This is a genomic window from Streptomyces sp. SN-593 (assembly GCF_016756395.1).
Taxonomy (GTDB): domain Bacteria; phylum Actinomycetota; class Actinomycetes; order Streptomycetales; family Streptomycetaceae; genus Actinacidiphila; species Actinacidiphila reveromycinica.
This window is the reverse complement of sequence record NZ_AP018365.1, coordinates 8,040,560-8,059,226: the sequence shown is the minus strand read 5'-3', so window position 1 is coordinate 8,059,226 and position 18,667 is coordinate 8,040,560. Positions and strand designations below refer to the sequence as shown.

Genomic DNA, 18,667 nt, shown 5'->3' with positions numbered 1-18,667 from the left:
GTCGCGAGCCGTTCGACGGCCAGCGTGAGTTCTGCCAGCCCTGCCGGGCCGAGGCCGTCTGATCGGCTTCAGGGACACGCCCCGCAGAGGGCCGATTAATGAGCTCCCGGCAGACGACCTCACCACCGGGCAGGTGCTCCGCCAGCGGTACAGGAGTACGACGCACGTGTTCATCGGATGGGACTGGGCGACCGAAACGCACGACGTGACGGTCATGGACGACACCGGCAAACGCATCGACCGGTGGGAACTGACCCACACCGAGGAAGGGTTCGCCAAGACCCTGGCCCGGCTGCGCAAGCACGGAGATCCCGCGGACCTGCCGGTCGCCATCGAGACCACCAGGGGCCTGGCCGTCGACCGGCTCCTGGCCGCCGGGCACCCGGTGGTGCCGGTGCACCCGAACGCCTTTCACGCGATGCGGGCACGCTGGGGCGCTTCCAAAGCCAAGACCGACGCCGGCGACAGCATGAAACTCGCCGACTACCTGCGCACCGACGGCCACCTGCTGCCCCGGCTGGAGCCCACCGAGCCGGCCACTCTCGACCTGCAGGCCCTCACCCGCCAGCGCGCCGACCACATCGAGGCCCGCATCGCCGCCGTCAACCAACTCGCCGCGCTCCTGGACGAACACTGGCCCGGCGGCAAGGCAGTCTTCGGCAAGCTCGACAGCGACATCGCCCAGGCCTTCCTGGAGCGTTACCCGACCCCGGCCTCCGCCGCCAAGCTCACCGCGGGGCGCCTGGAAACCTGGTGCAAACGCCGTGGCTACTGCGGCAAGAAGCCCGGCAGCGTCCTCATCGAACGCCTGCGCTCGGCCCCCACAGCCGCCTCCCGCCTCAGCGAGACGGTCGTCGAGCACCTCATCCGTGTCCAGGTCCAGCTCGTGCACGGCATACGCGCGACCATCCGCGCCCTGGACAAGGCCATCACCGAGGCCACCGCCACGCACCCTTACGCGCCGCTGTTCGCCACCCTGCCGCGCATCGGCACGATCAGCCTCGGCCAGGTCATCGGCGAGATCGGCCCGCTCCTGGAACGCGCCCAGACCTGCGAACAGCTGATCGCCGAAGCCGGCGTCGTCCCCGTGACCCGCGCCTCGGGCAAGTCCCGCACAGTCGCTTTCCGCTTCGCGACCAACCGCAGAGCCCGCGTCGCGCTCACGACCTTCGCCGACAACAGCCGACACGGCAGCCAGTGGGCCGCCAAGATCTACGACGACGCCCGGGCCCGCAAAAAGCGGCACCCCCACGCCGTCCGAATCCTCGCCCGATCCTGGCTCCGGGTGATGTGGGCCTGCTGGCGCACCGGCACCTGCTACGACCCCGACATCCACCAAGCCAACAACAAGATCAACACGACCGCCGACGCCCCCCTGGCGGCATAGAGGTTGACTCAGGAAACTCATACGCCCTCCTCCGGCACCATGAGGACGGTGTCGCGTCCCATGAAGGTGCCGGCGACCGCGCGGACCGGCGTGCCGGGGGCGGCCGGGGCTCCCGCCAGCGCACGGACCACGACATCCTCGGCGAGCCGGACCTCGGCCAGCAGCGCCGCCGGGCGTCCGGCGTCGGAGTCGCCGGGCAGGGCCACCGCGGCCAGGACCGTGCCGCGCCCGGGGAGGAGGGTGGGCTGGAGGGCGTCGCCGTACGCACCGCACAGCTCACAGCCGTAGGTCTGCGGGGGGAAGGAAAGGTGCCGGCAGGTCAGGCAGCGTACCGCGCGCAGGACGACCTCCCGGCCGCCCGCGGGCGGCTCGGCGCCGGAGTCCGGTACGGGGCCGGGCGCCGTTTGCGCCCCGGCCGCCGACCCACCCGGGTCCGCCGTTCCCGCCCCGGCCGCCGACCCACCCGGGTCCGCCGTCTCGGCGGCGGGCGCGTCCGCGTACTCCCAGGGCCTCACCGCGCGGACTCCGGCTCCTCCGCCGCCCACGCGCGCAGGGTGTTCTTGACCACCTTGAGCATCGCGTTGCGCGGCAGTTCCGGCACCAGGTGCACCCGGCGGGGCAGCTTGAAGGCGGCGAGGCGCTCGGCGGCGTGCTCCAGCAGCGCCTCCCGCGTCAGGTCCGACCCCGGCCCCACCTCGCAGTAGGCGACCACCAGTTCGCCCATCTCCTCGTCCGGGACCCCGACCACCGCGGCGTCGACCACCCCGGGGCACTCGCGCAGCGCCTGCTCCACCTCGGCCGGGTAGATGTTCACCCCGCCGCTGACCACCATGTCCTTGGCCCGGCCGGTGACGTAGAGGAACCCGTCCTCGTCGAGCCGGCCGAGGTCGCCGACCCGGAAGAAGCCGTCCTCGGTGAGGTCGTCGCCGCCCAGTTCGGGACCGCCCACGTAGCGGTCGATGGTGAGCGGTGTGCGTACCTGGAGTTCTCCCTCGGTGCCGGCAGGCACCGTGTTCCCCTGGCGGTCCACCACGCGCAGCTCCACCAGGTCGAGCGCCTTCCCGCAGGAGTACGGCTTCTCCCGGTGCAGGTGCGGGGGCATGGAGGTGATGGTGCCGACCTCGGTGGCGCCGTACGCCTCGTGGAGGCGGCCCTCGCCGAAGAAGTCGATCGCCCAGTCCTTGAGCGCGTACGGCACGCTCGCCCCGCCCACCCCGACACGCTCCAGCGAGGAGACGTCGTAGCGCTCCAGCACCTCCGCGGGAAGGGCGCGGAGGCGGAAGAGCATGGTCGGCACCGTGCTCCACTCGGTGATCCGGTGCCGCTGGATCAGCTCCAGCGCCCCCTCGGGGTCGAACCGGTCCATCAGGTACACGGTGCCCCCGGCCGCCAGCGCGCGCTGGGCCTGGCCTTCCCCCGCCCCGTGGTGCAGGGGCAGGGAGACCAGGGTGCGGTTGTCCGCCGTCGCCGGGTAGCGCCTGCGCCGGGCGGCGAGGTAGGCCAGGACGGCGGGCGGCGCGGTGTCGTCGCGGCCGTTGGCCTTGACCACCCCCTTGGGGCGGCCGGTGGTGCCGGAGGTGTAGATCACCGGCCGGGCGCGGCCGGTGCTGACCCGGGGCGTGTCGCGCCCAAGCCGGATCGCGGTGGGCAGGTCGACGCCGGCGCCGTCGCCCCGCAGCGGCACCGCCAGCGTGTCGAGGCCCTCGCACAGCCGGGCGCCCGCGAGCGGGTCGGGGGCGTCGAGGAAGAGCACCCCGGCGCCGCTGTCGGCCAGGACGTGCCGTACCTCGGACACCGACAGCCGCCAGTTGACCGCGACCTGCTGGCGGTCGAGCTTGGCCAGCGCGAGGTTGACGACGAACCACTCCACGCGGGAGTGCAGGTAGACCGCCGCCACCGGGTTGTCCGGGACGGTGCGGTCCAGCCAGTCGGCGAGCCGGTCCGCGGCGCTGTTCCACTCCCGCCAGGTGAGGGTGCGCTCGCCGTCGACGACGGCCGGCTTGTCGGGACAGTCGCGCACCCATGCCTCGGGCCGCCGCATCCGTCCGCCCGCGGTCGGGTTTCCATCGGTCATACGCCTGCTTCTCCTGCCTGTGCCTTCTGGTCGCGGCGTCGCGGGCCCCGCCCGGAGCCGGTGTTCGGGGCCGGTGGTGCGGTCAGTCCTCCGGCGACGGGGCGCCGGTGCGGAAGGCACGGGCGTAGACGTCCGCGGTCCGCGCCGCCCGCGCGCGGGCCGCGGCGTGTTCCCGGGGCCCGGCCATCTCCGCCGCCAGCCTGCGTTCGGCGGCCAGCGCCGTCCGCAGGTCGGTCTCCAGCGAGGCGTTGAGCAGCGCCTTGGCGGTGCCGAGGGCGTATCCGGGGCGTTCGGCCAGGTGCGCGGCGAACGCGACCGCGGCGGGCAGCAGTTCGCCGGGCGGCAGCACCTGGTCCGCCAGCCCGATCCGCAGGGCTTCGTCGGCGCTCACCGGATCGCCCGTCATGATCATGCGGCGGGCCGGTCCCGGCCCCACCAGCCGGGGCAGGCGCGCGGTGCCGCCGCCCTGGGGCAGCGCGCCGAAGCGGATCTCGGGGAGCCCGAGCGTCGCCCCCTCGGCGACGAAGCGGAAGTCGCAGGTCAGCGCGATCTCGCAACCGCCGCCCAGGGCCGCGCCGTTGATCGCGGCGATCACCGGCTTCGGCAGTTGGTCCAGGCCGATCGGCCGGCCGCGCTCCGCCGCGCGCTGCTCGGGTGTCTCCCGCAGGTCAGCCCCGCCGGAGAAGTGCCGCCCCGCTCCGGTGAGCACCACGGCCCCGACCGTCTCGTCGCCGGCCACCCGATCGGTGAGTTCGCGCAGCCGGCGGCGCAGGGCCGCGTCGAAGGCGTTCGCGCGGTGCGGTCGGTTGAGCGTCAGGACGGCGACCCGGCCGTCCTGCGCGTAGAGCACGGTGTCGTCGCCGGCCGTGGGCGGGCGGAGTTCGTCGGGCATGGGGCACCTCGTTTCCGGACTTCGGCGGGCCGCCTCGCGGCGGGATGCCGCGGCACCTGCGGCGGAGTCGGGCTCCAGGCGGCGTCGGACGGCTCCCGGCGGTGTCGGGCCGCTCGACGCGGTGTCAGCCGTTGACCTGCACGACCTCGCCGTTGATCAGGTCCGACAGGGGTGAGCAGAGGTGGAACACGGCCGCCGCGGCCTCCTCCGGCGTGGCCGCCCGGCCGCTCTGGCTGCGGTACCTGCGCTGCGCGCCGGCCTGGGCCTGGGCGTTCTCCCCCAGGCCCAGCGGGACGCTCCGTCCGCCGGTCTCCAGTACGGTCCCCTCCTGGACCGGCCGGCCGAACCGGGTGTCCACCGCACCGAAGGCGACCGCGTTGACGTTGACGCCCAGGCGGGCGTTCTCCCGGGCCGCGGAGCGGGTCAGCCCGATCAGTGCCGCCTTGCCCGCCGCGTAGTTGGCCGCGCCGGGCAGACCCACCAGGGCCGCCCGCGACGACACGTTGACGATCTTGCGCCGGCGCGGCGCACCGGACTCCGCTTCCTTCTTGGCCACCGGCCGCCACCGCGACAGCGCCTCGCGCATCAGCCGGAAGGGCACCAGCGCGTGGATTTCCAGCATCGCCGTGAATTGGTCGTCGGTCATGCGGTGCACCGGAGCGTCCCAGAAATACCCCGCGTTGTTCACCAGGATGTCGACATCCCCGAAATGGTCGACGGCACGCTCGAACACCCGCCGCGGCTGGAGCGGATCCGCGAGGTCGCCCGCGACCGTGAGGACGCGGTCCCCGCCGACCTCCGCGCGCAAATCCTCCAGGAGTTCCGCGTCGAGGTCCGCCGCGCAAATCCGCGCGCCCTGGGAAACCAGCAATCGGACGACCGCCGCTCCGATACCCTGTGCCCCGCCGGTGACGACGGCGACCCGCCCCTGTAACACGTGAACCTCCGCGGTGCACAACGCCGAGCCCGTCCGTGACGGGCAGACGCTACCCCAGCGGATAGTCACTGTAAACTCCCTTCCGCCCGTCTTGGGGTCGCCAACTCCCGTGCACGGATCCGCCATTGCCTTCCTCCCCGCGGTCCGCTTCACTGGACAGTCGTGCAGTCGACGACCGATTCAGGAGGCCGGGATTGGGCACCGAAGAGCTCGTCGCTTTCCCGATGGCCAGGACGAATCCCTTCGATCCGGCCCCGGGCTACGTCGCCCTCCAGGAGGAGGAGCCGCTGACGCTGGCCCGGATGACGGTGGGCAAGCGGCAGGACGTGTGGCTGGTGACCCGCTACCAGGAGGCCCGGGAGGTCCTGGCGGACACCCGGTTCAGCTCCGACTCCCGCGCCCCGGGCTATCCGCTGGTGCGGGCCTTCACCCGGATGATCCGCGACGACCCGCCGGACCACACCAGGTTCCGGCAGATGCTCACCTCCGAGTTCCTGGGCCGGCGGGTGACCGAGCTCCAGGAGGACGTCCAGCGGCTCACCGACGACCTGCTGGACGGGCTGGCCGCGAGGCCCGCGCCCGTGGATCTCGTACGCGAACTGGCCATGCCGCTGCCCTCGCTGGTCATCTGCCGGCTCCTGGGCGTGCCCTACGACCAGCACGAGTACCTCCAGGAGCGCACCGCCGCCGCGCTGAGCAAGGAGTCCACCAACCAGCAGATCGACCAGGCCATCGACGACCTCGGCGACTACCTGGAACAGATCGTCCGCGGCAAGATGGACCACCCCACCGACGACCTGCTCAGCCGGTTCGTCGTCAAGCAGGTGCACGACGGCACCTGCACCTTCGAGGACGCGGTCGACATCGCCCGGCTGCTGCTCGTCGCCGGACACGTCACCACCGTCAACATGATCGGCCTCGGGGTGCTCGTCCTGCTCCGGAACCCGCGGGCGCTGGCCGAACTGCGCGCCGAGCCGCGGCTGATACCCGGCGCGGTCGACGAACTCCTGCGCTACCTGTCCATCACCGGCGGGGTGGCCCGGGTGGCGACCGAGGACGTCGAGGTGGCCGGACGGCTCATCCGCAAGGGCCAGGGGGTGCTGGTCCTGCACTCCGTGGCCAACCGCGACCCGCGCGAGTTCCCCGAGCCCGACCGCTTCGACATCCACCGCGACGCGCACCGCCACCTGGCCTTCGGCCACGGCCCGCACCTGTGCCTGGGCATGCTGCTGGCACGGATGGAGATGCGCGTGGTGCTCGGCTCGCTGATGAGCCGCTTCCCCGGGCTGCGGCTCGCGGTGCCGGAGGAGGAGATCCCGTTCCGCCACGCCATGCGGATCTACGGCATCCACGAACTGCCCGTCACGTGGTGACCCGGGAGGCGGGCACATGGTGACCGGAGAGGCGGGCCCGCAGTGACCGGCGGGGCGGACCGGGAGCCGGTCCCGGTGCCTCTGACCCTCGAACAGCGCATGGGCCTGAGCCCGTACAAGTTGAAGCGCTGGGTCCTGACCCACGGCTGGCGGGTGCGCGGCCCCCTCGACACCGGGCGGCTGCGGGACGCGCTGGCCGAGGTGACACAGCGGCACGAAGCCCTGCGGATGCGCCTGCGGGACGACGACGGGGAGGTCGGGCAGGTCTTCCCGCCGTGGGAGCCCGCCTCGGCGGTCCTGCACGTCCGCGAGATCGCCCCGGAGGAACTGGACGGGGCGGTCTCCCAGGTGCGGGCCGCCGAACTCGACCCCTTCCGGGAGCCGCCGCTGCGCGCGACGGTGCTGCGCGCCGGCCCGGACGACCACGTACTGCTGCTGACGGTGCACCACATGGCCTGGGACGCCTGGTCGGGCGGGCTGCTGTGGAAGGGACTGTGGCATGCCTACCGGCGGGAGCGGCAGGCCCCGCCCGCGCACCTGCCGCCGTCCCCGGGGCGGTACGCCGTGCGCGCGGCCGAACAGGCCGCGTCGGGGCCGGTGCTGACCGGGGAACAGGCCGCCTACTGGCGCGCGGTCGCCGGCCGCGAGCCGGTGCTGTGGCCGCCGGCCGGCACCGCTCCCCCGCTGCCGCAGGCGTCCGACGGGTGGGGCGGCGCCGAGATCGAGGCGGCCCGCCCGGACGCCGGCTTCCCCCGGCGGCTGGCGGAGTTCGCGCGGGCCGCGCGGGTGACGTCCGCCAGCGCGGTCACCGCGCTGTGCCTGGCCGCGCTGGCCCGCGCCTTCGACACGCCGTCGGTACGCGCCTGCTACCAGTACCACGGCCGGGACACGGCGGCGGACTGGGACGTGATCGGCATGTACTGCCGCCGGTTCCTGGTCCGCGCGGATCTGGGCCCCGAGGTGACCTGGGGCGAACTGGCCCGGCGCACCCAGCAGGGGCTGGTGGACGGCGCGGCCCGGTCCGCCGCGCCTTTCACCCTGCCCCGGCTGCGCCGGCTGCTGGAGGCGGAGGACGCGGCGGCGGCGACGGCGACGGACGGGTCGGCGGAAGGTCCGGGGGGTGGCAGCCCCGAGGCCGGGGGCACGGGAGCCGAGGGCTCGGGGGCGGCGGGCCCGGGGGCGGAGCCCGCTCCGGCCCGGCATCCCGCGGTGTCCCCCGTGACGATCAACATCGTGCCCGGCGCGATGCGCGGCGGCCCGGGGAGCGGACCGCCGCCGGACCTGGAGGTCGGGCCGCTGGCCGGAGGCGGCCCCGGGCGCGAGCGGCAGGCCCGCTATCGCGGCCAGTTGTGGGTGATCGTCACCTCCGACCCGGCCCCCGCGTTCTACGTCCACCAGGACCGGACGGTGGTGGAGGACCGCGCGGTGGCCGCGCTGTGCAGGTGCCTCGCCGAAGGGGCCGCACGCCTGGACGCCGCGGCGGCCGAGCGGCCGGTGGCGGACCTGCTCGGCGCTGCGCCGTCGCGGTGAACCGGCGCCCCGGCAGGTCCGGGGCGCCGGGCACGGGGGCACGGAGCAATGGGGGCACGGGGCCTCGGGTCGGGAAGGGCGGGGGGGCAGGCGCGGTGCGCCGGGACCGAGGCGTCGCGGGCCGAACCGTCAGGCCCGAGCCGGTCGGGCTGAGCCGTCAGGCCCGAGGCGCCCGGGCCGAGCCGGTCGTACCCGAGGGACCTGGCCGAGGCGCAGCGACCGAGCCGTCAGAGCCGAGGCTCCCAGACCAAGGCGGCAGGGACGTTCGAACGGCCCGGCGGGAAAAACGCCTGGGGCCGTGCTCGCCCGGCAGCGGCCCCCGGGTTCGATAGGGTGACGGTGCGTGGCGGCCTTGGGGCTGGGCGCGTTCGTCGGCGGAACGTCACGGAGGGACACCCGGTGCGGGACCAATCCATCAGTGCTTTTCTGGAGCAGCTCGCTGCCCGCGTACCGGCGCCCGGCGGCGGTGCCAGCGGCGCGCTGCACGCGGCCCAGGCCGCGGCCCTGCTGGCCATGGTCGGCCGGTACAGCGACGGCCCCGCCTACGACCCGCACCGCGCGCTGGTCGACGACGTCGTGGCCGGCGCGGACCGGGTACGGGACCGGGCGCTGCGGCTGGCCGAGGAGGACGCGGCCGCGTTCGGCGCGGTCGCCGACGCCTACCGGCTGCCCAAGTCCACCGACGCGGAGAAGTCGGCCCGCTCCGCCGCCATCGCCGCCGCGCTGCGGGGTGCGGCGGAGCCGCCCGCCGACACGGTCGCGGTCGCCGCAGAACTGGCGGGTCTGGCCGAGCGGCTCCTGCCGGTCGGCAACCGCAACGTGCTCAGCGACGTGGGAGCGGCGGCCGAGTCGCTGCGCGCCGCGGCCGGCGTGGCCCGTATCAACATCGAGGTCAACCTGGGCGGCATCAAGGACGAGTCCGTCCGCGGCCCGCTGCTGGAGGCGGTGCGGACGGCCGGGGAGGTCATGGTCCGGGCCGACGCGGTCTCGGCCGCGGTCCGCGAGGAGATCACCCGATGAGTGCCGCCGTGCTCTCCGGCAAGGAGCTCGCCGCCGGCATCCGGGCCGACGTGCGCGAGCGCGCCGCCGTGCTGGCCGACCGCGGCACCCCGGCCCGGCTCGCCGTCGTCACCGCCACCGCGGACGAGGCCAGCGCCTGGTACGTGCGCTCGATCGCCTCCGCGGCGGGCAAGGCGGGGTTGGAGTGCGACGTGCGCGACCTGGGCGCGGACGCCACGGTCGAGCGGATCCGCGCCGAACTCGCGCGGCTCGACGCGGATTCGGCCGTGCACGGCGTCATCCTCCAGACGCCGCTGCCGGCCGGCGCCCGCGCCGAGGAGCTCGCCCGCGCGATCGGCCCGGGCAAGGACGTCGACGGCGCCAACCCGCTGTCCCTCGGCCTGCTCGCCGCCGGCCTGCCGGCCTTCGCCCCCGCCACGGCGGAGGCGGTCGTCTCGCTGCTGGAGCATCACGAGGTGCCGCTGTCGGGCCGCCGGGCGGTGGTCGTCGGCCGCTCGACGGTGGTCGGCAAGCCCCTGGCGCACCTGCTCCTGGACCGCAACGCCACCGTGACCGTCTGCCACTCCCGCACCGCCGACCTCGCCGCGGTCGTCCGGGAGGGGGAGGTGGTGGTGGCCGCCGTCGGCCGCGCCGCCCTGCTGACGCCCGGGCACATCGCGGCGGGGGCCTTCGTCGTCGACGTGGGCACCAACCCGACGCCGGACGGACGCCTGGTCGGCGACGTGGACCCGGCCGTCGCCGAGCACGCCGGGGGCCTGTCCCCGGTGCCCGGCGGAGTGGGCCCGGTGACCACGGCCCTCCTGCTGCGGCACACCGTGGAGGCGGCCGAGCGCGCGTGAACCGCCGGCGGTGCGGCCCGGTGCTTCGTCCCGGTCACCCGATCAGGGCGACCGGGGCGGCGGAGGCGATCGGCTCGCTCAGGACGCCCGGGGCGACCGGGCGCGGTCGGCGGCCCAGCCCTCCAGCAGCGCGGCCTCACGCTCGGGCGTGATCCAGTCGGCGCGGCGTACCGCCCGGTCAAGGTCGCCGGGCGCGACGCCGGCGAGCCAGTCCCAGGTGTCCGCGACCGTCTCGGCGAGGGGACGCGGGGTGAAGCCGGCCGAGAGCGCCGCGGACACGTCGAGGTCGTACAGCGCCGCGCCGTCCCCCTCCTCCGGTACCCACACCGGCAGTTCGGTCCAGCTCCGGGCGCCGGCGGACAGCAGCCACGGCTCGGGGACCCACTCCGGGCGGGCCGCGGAGCCGGTGGCCTCGGCGCACGCCTCCATCAGCCCTCCCATGGTGGCGTGCCCGGCCGGACAGGCCAGGTTGTACGCACCCGCCACGGCTCCCTCCAGCGCGTCCAGCAGCCACCCCGCCAGGTCACGGGCGTCGACGTACTGGATACGGCGCCCCGGGCGCCCGGGTGCCAGCAGGGCCTCCCCCGGGCCGGCCGCCCGGTGGCGCAGCAGCCAGCGCGGGAGCCGCCCCGGCCGTTCGTGCGGCCCGAGGACGAGACCGGGCCGGGCCACCACGGCCCGGTCGCCGAACCCCTCGGCCACGGCCCGTTCACCGGCGGCCTTGCGGGCCGGGTAGCCCTCGGTGCGCCCGCCCGGCGAGGCGGGGCGCAAGGGGGACGACTCGCGCAGCGGCCGTTCGGCCACCGGCCACTGATGGGCCATCAGCGTCGAGACGTAGCCGTAGCGGCCGACGGTGTCGCGGAGCAGGGCGACGGTGTCCCGCACCGCTTCGGCCCGGCCCGCCCAGGTGTCGACGACGCAGTCCCACTCGCGTCCCCGGAGCACGTCGAGGGTCCGCGGGTCGGTGCGGTCTCCGAGGAGGTGCTCGACAGCCGGGGGCAGCACCGGGTCCGGCTCGTTGGTGAAGGCGCTGACCCGCCACCCCCGGCCGACCGCCGCGTCCACCAGGGCCCGTCCGACGAAGACCGTGCCGCCGAGCACCAGTACCGAGCGCATTCCCCAGCCTCCCCCTGCCCACCCGCACCCGTCCGCCCACGAACGCCGTCACCCTACGTCCCCCCGCCCACCCCCACCAGCCCGCACCCGCGGCGGGCGCGCAGGGGATGGGTTCGCGCCGCCCGCCCCGGGTCCGGCCCCGGGGCGGGGAAGCGCACCCCGGGGCCGGGGCGGGGTCAGGAGCGCAGGGCGGCGAGGCCGTTCGGGGAGCCGAGCCCGGTGGGGGCGTCGTAGCCCTTGAGGGCGGCGCACATCCCGCTGGTGGCGGGGCACTCCTGGCCGCTGCCGGGGATGCTGACGCCCGGACCGCCCACGACGTCGTTGAGTTCGCCGCGGTGGGCGTACAGGCCCGAGGCGCCGTCGATGCCGGGCGCGGGGCCGGCCATCACGTACATGGCCGCGACCAGTGGCGTGGCCGCGCTGGTCCCGCCGGCGTGCAGCCACCCGCCGGGCAGGCCGTCGGCCGTGTCGGGGGTGCTGTCGTAGACGGCGAGGCCGGTGTGGGGATCGGCGACGGCGGAGACGTCGGCGACGGTCCGGCCGGGACAGGCGGTGTCATGCTGCCAGGCCGGCTTGTCGATGTGCGCCGAGCAGGCCGCACCGGCACCGCCGGGGCCCTGGGCCGGGCCCCAGACGGTCTCCGTCCAGCCGCGCGCGGTGTCGCTGCGGCTGAGCGAGGTGCCGCCGACCGCGATGACCGAGGTGAGGTCGGCCGGGTAGGGCGCGTCCAACTGGAAGCCGGAGTCCCCGGACGCGGCGAGGATCGGCACGCCGGGGTGGTCGTAGGAGGCGCGGCGCGGCGGCAGGCCGCCCTTCGCCGTGACGTTGTTGTCGGTGACCGTGCTCTCGGTGGTGCTGTAGCTGTTGGACACCGCGTCGGCGCCGAGTCGGACCGCGGTGTCGACGCCGTCGGCGAGGGCGTCGGCGGAGGCCCCGTCGGCCTCGACCAGGAGGATGTCGCAGTCGGGGCAGGCCGCGGAGACGGCCTCCACGTCGAGGCTGGTCTCCACCGCCCAACTGGCGTCGGCCGCGGGCAGCGGGCCGGCGTCGCCGCGCTGGTCGACCTTGCGGAAGCAGCCGCCTGCGGTGGTGCAGGCCGGCAGGCCGTAGGTGGAGCGGTAGACCGCGAGGTCGGCCTCGACGGTGGGCGCGTCGTAGGCGTCGACGATGCCGACGGTGCGGCCCCTGCCGGCGTGCGCCGCCACCGCGGAGGCGAGGGCGTAGGCGGACTGGAGGTCCGCCGGACCGTAGCCGCCGGGCAGCACGGCGCTGTTCTTGGCGCCGAAGGACCGGGCGCCCGCCGAACCGTCCGTCATCACCTCTGCCTGGCAGGCGAGTTGGCCGGGAGGCGGGGAGGAGCACACGGCCACCGGCGCGGTGGCGGCGCTGTCCGTGCCGTCGGCTCCCGAGGAGGAGGGCGAGGCGGCGGTGATGAGGCCGAGGACGGTCGCGGCGACGCCGGCCGCGGCCACCACGGGCCGGATGAGGCGGGTCTTCGTCACGGAGGACTCCTGAGAGGCTGTCATGGTCGCGGTCACCGCACCCGGTAGGCGGCGGGCAGTACCTGGTCGATCCGGTTGCCCTGGCCGTCCCAGGCGGCGAGCTTGAAGGAGACGGTTCCGCCGCCGGCACGCGCGGGCACGGTGTAGTCGGCCCGGTAGTCGCCGTGGGCGCCGGTCAGGTGCAGGTCCTGCCAGTTCCCGCCGCCGTCGTAGGACACCTGGAGCCGGGCACCGGTGACCGCGGGGGCGGCGGCGTACTGCTGGCGGGTCACGTGGAGGTCCACGGTGTGCCGGCCGGTGGTGAGCCGGTGCTGGAGGTCGGCGTCGGTGTCGGTGGAGGCGAACAGCAACGGCAGCGCGGCGCAGGAGTCGACCGGCCCGGCGCAGTGCACGCGGTCCGGCAGCGCCCCGCCCCGGCCCGGGTCGGCGGTGAACGTCCACGTCGTGTCGGTGCTGGGCGCCAGCGTCACGCCGTCGCGGACGGTGTGCTGCGCCAGTTGGTAGGTGGCGCGGCCGGCCGGGACCGGCACGTCGGCCTCGTACAGGCCGTCGGAGCCGGTGGCCAGCAGTTGCCCGTCGCGGGTGAGGGTGACCGTGCTGGTCTGGTCGAAGCCCAGGCCGAGGGTGCCGGGCATGGTGTCGCCGGAGTCGCCGATGGCGAACACCATGGTGTCCGCGCTGGCGCAGGCACCGCAGTAGACCGCGGAGGAGCCCCGGTCCAGTTGGACGCTCGGGTGCGGTGCGTCCGCCTCCCAGGTCTCGGTGAGCCGGCTGCCGGGACGGTAGACGGTGTCCGCTCCGTAGAGCGTGTCCGAGGTCTGGTCGTCCTCGACCGCGGAGCGCCAGTTGAGGTCGCCGGGCGAGCTGACGTACTCGGTACGGACCGTGCCCGGGGTGAGGAACTCGAATCCGGTGGCGGTCTGCGTGCCGGCGGTGGCCGCCCACACCGGCGTCACGTCGTTGACGAGCAGGTCGGTGCCGGTCGGCCCCTCGGGCGCGGAGTAGGTCCGGGTGACCGTCGCCAGCGCGGACGCCTTGACCGAGGTCGGGTACGAACTCGGCAGGCTCTGGTAGGAGTTGGCTATGTGGTACGCGTAGGGGCGGGCCGTGCCGGCCGGCGAGGCGAGGTCGGCGGTGGTCACCACCTCGAACCGGCCGTGCTCGACCGGCGCGGTGGTGTTCAGCAGGCTGCCGAGCGGGGAGGAGCCCATACTCTGGAGCTGGAGGACGGGACCCGCGGCGTCGCTGGAGGTCGAGCCGTCGCTGCGGTAGAGGGCGATCGCGGTGTTGGTGACCGTCGCCGGGCGGGGCGTGGCCGGGACCTGGACCTGGTGCGTCGCGGTGCGGGCGTCCAGGGTGATGCTCGTGCCGTCCCCGACCGTGACCTCCGGCGCGACGGTGACGCGCCCGCCGTCGAGGTAGACGGCCGTGTAGTGGCCGGTGGGCACGGCCAGCTTCAGGACGCCGTTCGTGACGGCGAACAACTGGTTCGTGTACGTGGTGTGGTCCGCGTCGACGAGGAAGAGCAGGCCCTGGAAGGCGGGCTGCCCGTCCGCGTCGATCAGGTGCGTGGTCAGCCGGCCCATGGTGTACGTGTCGTGGCCGGCCGGCTGCGCCTTCCGATCCGCCGGCGCGAACGGGGAGGAGCCGCAGGTGCGTTGGGCCAGCGCCGTGGTGTCGTAGCCGGCGAGGGCGCCGGTCCCGCCCTGTTCGGCGACGTCCTCGGGGACGAGGTACTGGTGGCCGTTGCGGGTGAAGCCGAGCATGGTCCGCCCCGCGGCGGCGGCCGGATCGGCGAGGTGGGCGCCGTCGGCGGTGACGGTGGCACCGAGGCCGCCGGGGAGGGTGACCTGGCAGTCCGCGGTGGCGGCCCGGGCGCCGGAGGTCTGGGTGAAGGCGGCCGGCGGGCTGCCCTGCGCGGCGGACGAGGGCACGAAGAACAGGCCGCAGGCGGCGGTGAGCGCCAGGGCCCACGTCGCGCTCCTGCGGAGCCCGGCCGGGGCTGAGGGTCGTTTCAAGGGGTGTTCACCTTTCGGTGGGCGGGGGCACGGGCCGGTGCGTCAGAGGGGTTCGTATCCCGTGCAGGGGTGGTCGTCCGGGTCCTCGGGGGCCGCGGTGGGCGGGAGTTCGGCCGGCCGGCCCTCGGGGAGCGGCCGGTCCTCGGGAGGCGGTCGGTCGTCGGGAGGCGGTCGGTCGTCGGACGGTTCGGGTCCGGCCGGACGCCCCTCGGTCGGGGCGTCCTCACCAGGGCTGCTCATGGGCGCTGAGCTCCGTTTGCTGTCGCGGAACGTGCGGTACGCCGGGTGAGTATGGTCCGGGGCGGGCGCCGAGCGATGAGTCAACTGACCTAAAGTTCGCCGGAGATGCGCCGGGGATGCGCCGGCGGTTCGCCCACGCGCCCACCGGTTCGTCCCCACGCGGGAGCGGCCGGGGGCGGCCGGGGGCGGCGGTGGGCGGTCGGGTGCGGCGGGGCGCGGCCGAGAGCGGCGGGGGGCGAAGGGCGTTGTCCCGGGCCCGCCGACGGCCTCGGAGGGAATCCCGGGTGCGTCGCGGGCCGTGTTCCGGCGTGTTCCGGCGCGGCGCCGACGTGCCGCGCCGGGCCGACGGTCCCGCCGCGGCGGGCGGGGTTACACGTCCGGCTCCGCTCCCCCGGGCGGTTCGGCCGCGGGCTCGGCGGGGGTGACGCCGGCCCGGAGCGCGGCCACCGCCAGGGCGGTACGGGAGTTGACCTGGTGCTTGCGCATCGCGGAGTTGAGCTGGGCCGCGACGGTCTTGGGCGAGCGGGACAGCGACCTGGCGATGTCGGGGGTGGACAGTCCGGTCAACATCAGCCGCACCACCTCCAGTTCACGGGGCGAGAGCTGGTCCCCGTAACCGCGCCGGCCGCTCCGGCCGCGCTGCCGGACGGGGGTGGCGAGGCGGGCCGGGGCGGCGAGCCGGGCGGCGTCGTGGTGGGCGCCGAGGTCCCTCAGCCCGGCTTCGACGCGAGCGAGCAGGTCGGCCGCCCGTCCGGCGTGGCCGGCCGCGGCCAGTGCCCGGGCCTGCCGTTCCCGGGCGAGCAGGGCGGCGTGCGGACGCGGCAGCCGGTCCCACGCGGCGGCCGCCGCCTCCCAGCGGTCCGCCGCCACCTCGGCGGGCTCGCGCGCGTCACCGACCAGGGCCCGGCAGACCGCCAGCGAGGCCGCGGCGGTCAGCGCGGTGCACCCCCGGAGCCCCCGGGCGTAGCGGGTGACGAGTGCGTCGGCCTCGTCGGTGCGGCCGGCCGCCGTCAGCGCCTGGACCCGGACCGGGGCGATCTCGGTGGCCCACAGCCAGATGCCCTTGCGGGTGACGACCCGCATGCCCTCCTCGGTGAGGGCGAGCGCGTCGGCGCCGCGGCCCCCGGCGAGCCGGGTCGCCGCGAGGGCCGCCGTGGGCTCCAGGGGCAGTTCGACGAAGCCGCGCCGGCCGGCCTCGGCCAGCACATGCCCCAACCGCTCGTCGGCGGCGGCGAGTTCCGCCGGGTTGGTGGAGGTGGCCGAGGTGAGCAGGGCGGTGAGCAGGAGGCTCTCCAGGGCGATCAGCGGCTCCGCCTCGATGACGGTGAAGGCGGCGAGGCGCTCGGCGAGTCCCTGCCAGGCGCCGCTGAACCAGTCGAGGTGGGCCAGCGTGATCCCCGCCATGTCCCGCAGCCGCAGGTGGCCGCTGCCCTCCGCGAGGTCGACGGCCCGCAGCAGGCGGCGCCGCGCCTCGGGGTAGAACCCCCACCGCAGCGCGGCGTCACCGATGTTGAGGTCGGCCCGGATCACACTGAGGATGTCGGCCGTGCCGTCGGCGTCCTCGGTGATCTCCCCCAGGAGGTCCCAGCCGCTGGGATCACCCATCTCCAGCAGGGCGGTCAACCGGTCGATGCGGAAGGGGAGTCGGCGCTCCACGCGGACGCGGGCCTCCACCAGTCCGGTCGACTTCTCCAACCAGCGGCGATGGGCGGTCACCGGCCAGTCCGCACCGCCCGGACGGCCGAGCGCGCTCATCGCCGAGGCGGCCTCGTGGGGGCGGTCGTCGAGGTCGGCGAGGGCGCGTTCGAGTTCGGCGGCGCCGTTCGCGTACTGCCCGGCGTGCAGCAGCATGCGACCCAACTGGGCGCGTACCTCGCCGCGTTCGGTGCGTGCGAGGGCGCCGCCGTCCAGCAGGGCGCGCAGCACCTGGAGCAGTTCGGAGCTGAGGAGGTAGCCGGAGAAGGCGTAGACGGGGAACTTCCGGCACATCCGCACCACCGCGCCGGCGGGCAGGCCGCCGGAGGACAGCAGGGCGTGCAGCGCCGTGACCGCGCTCGGCTGGTCGCCCGAGGCGAGGGCGAGATCGGCGGCGAGTTCGGTGTAGTGCCGCCAGCCCTCGGTGTCGCCGGCCTCGCCGAAGTGGTGCGGGAGCCGGGCGATCGGAATCGGTTGCAGGGCCTCCAGGGCGCGGCCGGCGCGCAGGTGGAAGGCGCGCCGCTCGCCGCCGGGGATGTCGTCGTAGACTGCGCGGGCGGCCAGCAGGTGGCGGAAGCGCACGCGCCCGGTGGGCTCCTCGACCAGTGCCCTCGCTCTCACCGCGGCGGCCAGCGCGCTGCGGCCGCGGTCCGCGGGCAGTCCGGAGACGGCGACCACCACCTGCGGTTCCGTGCCCTCGGCGAGGACCGCGGCCGCTCTCAGGACCCGTCGGGCGTCGGGGGCGAGCCGGGCGGCACCCTCCAGGACGGCGTCGCGGATGGTGGGCGGGACGGCGATCCGGGTGAGGGTCCTGCGCCGCCACTCCCCGTTGCGCCGGATCAGGTCGGCGCGGTCGCTCAGCAGGCGCACGGACTCCTCGACGGCGAGCGGGAGCCCCGCGGTGTGCTCGTGCAGGAACGACGCGAAGGCCCCGGAGACGTGCTCGTCGTGGAGCATCGAGGAGACCAACTGCCCGGTGTGGGCGACGGTGAGCGGATGGAGCACGATCCGCAGGTGGGTGGTGCCGGCGGTCGGTTTGGCGGTCAGGCGCAGCAGTTGGGAGCCGGACGGCACGTCCTCCGGGCGGTAGGTCAGCACCAGGCTGATCCGGTGCGCGGCGGGCCGGGTGGCCAGGAACAGCAGGAAGTCCAAGGTGGCGGGGTCGGCCCAGTGGGCGTCCTCGACGACGAGGACGGTCGTGGCGCACCCCGCGAGGAGTTCGTGAAGAGCGCGGAAGAGGCGGTGCCGGGCGGCCCCGGCGTCGTCGAGCGGTTCCGGCGCGGGCGGCAGGGTGTCCGCCCACTCCGGGAACAGCGGCCGCAGGGCGCCGGCCAGGGAGCTCAGGCCCAGGTCGGTGACATGGGTACGGGCCTGGCGCACGGCGTCCACGACGGGGGCGAGCGTGAGGGGCTCGCGGAAGGGCGGGCAGCCCGCGACCAGCGCGCCGGCGAGCGCGGGCTGCGCCAACGCCTCCTGGAGCAGCCGGGTCTTGCCGATGCCGGCCTCACCCTCGATCAGGACGGTGGCCGGGGCGGCGGCGGTGAGCGCGTGCACGGTCCGCCGGAGTTCCGCCGAACGCCCGACCAGCCGGGGCCCGCGGACCGTGGGCTCGCCGTCCGGCGTCGCGGGGTGTTCTGCCAAGGCCGTGCCCTTCCTCCCCGGGACCGCTTCGGGCGGCGGTCGAGCCCTGACGTCCCGTCATCGAGGTCCCCGCCGAGCGATCGGTTCGGCGCCGGCCCATTCTGTCCCCGCCGGGGCCCTGGTGACCAGGGGGTTCCCTGGTGCGGTCCGACCCGCCCGGTCCCGCGCCGGACCCGCCCGATCCCGCGCCGGCCCTGCCCGGACCCGCGTGCGCCGTGATCCGCTCCGGCCGGAAGCCCGACGTCGAAGAGACCGAGCCGGACCGAATCGGACCTGACCGGACCCGATCCGACCGAACCTGATCCGACCGGACCGACCGGCGGACGATCCGAACTCTGGGCGCGTCCGCGGGAAGAACTCGCTGCGAATCCTTCGAACGGGCGCGGCCGGGCGGCCGCGGATT

The 18,667-nt window shown here is 75.4% G+C and carries 14 protein-coding genes; 5 read left to right on the top strand and 9 right to left on the bottom strand.

The window, feature by feature from the left end; genetic code table 11:
• Positions 1-166 precede the first annotated feature (166 nt).
• The gene (locus RVR_RS34180; protein ID WP_202237794.1) at positions 167-1,387 is read left to right on the top strand and encodes an IS110 family RNA-guided transposase; all 1,221 of its coding nucleotides are present in this window, start codon (positions 167-169) and stop codon (positions 1,385-1,387) included.
• 17 nt (positions 1,388-1,404) lie between these two features.
• Here RVR_RS34180 and RVR_RS34175 read toward each other — a convergent pair whose 3' ends face one another.
• The 4 genes from RVR_RS34175 to RVR_RS34160 all read right to left on the bottom strand — a co-directional run bounded on the left by RVR_RS34175 (position 1,405) and on the right by RVR_RS34160 (position 5,416).
• A complete protein-coding gene (locus RVR_RS34175; RefSeq protein ID WP_202237793.1) occupies positions 1,405-1,902 on the bottom strand; it encodes a PhlB family protein in 498 nt (165 codons plus the stop codon).
• Complete coding sequence (locus tag RVR_RS34170) at positions 1,899-3,461, bottom strand: class I adenylate-forming enzyme family protein (RefSeq protein WP_202237792.1); 1,563 nt, start codon at positions 3,459-3,461, stop codon at positions 1,899-1,901. Before RVR_RS34170 ends, RVR_RS34175 begins: the two co-directional genes overlap by 4 nt.
• Before the next feature lie 82 nt (positions 3,462-3,543).
• A complete protein-coding gene (locus RVR_RS34165) occupies positions 3,544-4,353 on the bottom strand; it encodes an enoyl-CoA hydratase/isomerase family protein (protein WP_202237791.1) in 810 nt (269 codons plus the stop codon).
• Positions 4,354-4,477: 124 nt separating this feature from the next.
• Positions 4,478-5,416 (bottom strand): SDR family NAD(P)-dependent oxidoreductase, encoded by a 939-nt coding sequence (locus RVR_RS34160; RefSeq protein WP_272933125.1) that lies wholly within the window; start codon positions 5,414-5,416, stop codon positions 4,478-4,480.
• 68 nt (positions 5,417-5,484) lie between these two features.
• On the opposite strand from RVR_RS34160, the gene RVR_RS34155 reads away from it, so the two are divergent.
• From RVR_RS34155 to RVR_RS34140, 4 genes are all read left to right on the top strand, one after another.
• A complete protein-coding gene (locus tag RVR_RS34155) occupies positions 5,485-6,663 on the top strand; it encodes a cytochrome P450 (RefSeq protein WP_237405142.1) in 1,179 nt (392 codons plus the stop codon).
• A 75-nt stretch (positions 6,664-6,738) separates the two neighbouring features.
• Positions 6,739-8,193, top strand: a complete 1,455-nt coding sequence (locus RVR_RS38770; protein WP_202237789.1) for a condensation domain-containing protein — start codon at positions 6,739-6,741, stop codon at positions 8,191-8,193.
• A 399-nt stretch (positions 8,194-8,592) separates the two neighbouring features.
• Positions 8,593-9,213 carry a cyclodeaminase/cyclohydrolase family protein gene (locus RVR_RS34145; protein ID WP_202237788.1) on the top strand — a complete coding sequence of 207 codons (621 nt, stop codon included), beginning with the start codon at positions 8,593-8,595 and terminating at the stop codon, positions 9,211-9,213.
• A complete protein-coding gene (locus RVR_RS34140) occupies positions 9,210-10,052 on the top strand; it encodes a bifunctional 5,10-methylenetetrahydrofolate dehydrogenase/5,10-methenyltetrahydrofolate cyclohydrolase (protein ID WP_202237787.1) in 843 nt (280 codons plus the stop codon). The genes RVR_RS34145 and RVR_RS34140 overlap by 4 nt, the downstream gene beginning before the upstream one ends.
• Positions 10,053-10,130: 78 nt before the next feature.
• On the opposite strand, the gene RVR_RS34135 is transcribed toward RVR_RS34140, so the two are convergent.
• The 5 genes from RVR_RS34135 to RVR_RS38765 all read right to left on the bottom strand — a co-directional run bounded on the left by RVR_RS34135 (position 10,131) and on the right by RVR_RS38765 (position 18,264).
• The gene (locus tag RVR_RS34135; RefSeq protein WP_237405141.1) at positions 10,131-11,168 is read right to left on the bottom strand and encodes an NAD-dependent epimerase/dehydratase family protein; all 1,038 of its coding nucleotides are present in this window, start codon (positions 11,166-11,168) and stop codon (positions 10,131-10,133) included.
• A 176-nt stretch (positions 11,169-11,344) separates the two neighbouring features.
• A complete protein-coding gene (locus RVR_RS34130) occupies positions 11,345-12,670 on the bottom strand; it encodes a S53 family peptidase (RefSeq protein ID WP_237405140.1) in 1,326 nt (441 codons plus the stop codon).
• A gap of 32 nt (positions 12,671-12,702) precedes the next feature.
• Complete coding sequence (locus tag RVR_RS34125; RefSeq protein ID WP_202237786.1) at positions 12,703-14,688, bottom strand: hypothetical protein; 1,986 nt, start codon at positions 14,686-14,688, stop codon at positions 12,703-12,705.
• Between the two features lie 42 nt (positions 14,689-14,730).
• Complete coding sequence (locus RVR_RS34120) at positions 14,731-14,928, bottom strand: hypothetical protein (protein ID WP_202237785.1); 198 nt, start codon at positions 14,926-14,928, stop codon at positions 14,731-14,733.
• A 369-nt stretch (positions 14,929-15,297) separates the two neighbouring features.
• Positions 15,298-18,264: a helix-turn-helix transcriptional regulator gene (locus tag RVR_RS38765; RefSeq protein ID WP_202237784.1), complete on the bottom strand. Its 2,967-nt coding sequence runs from the start codon at positions 18,262-18,264 to the stop codon at positions 15,298-15,300.
• Positions 18,265-18,667 lie beyond the last annotated feature (403 nt).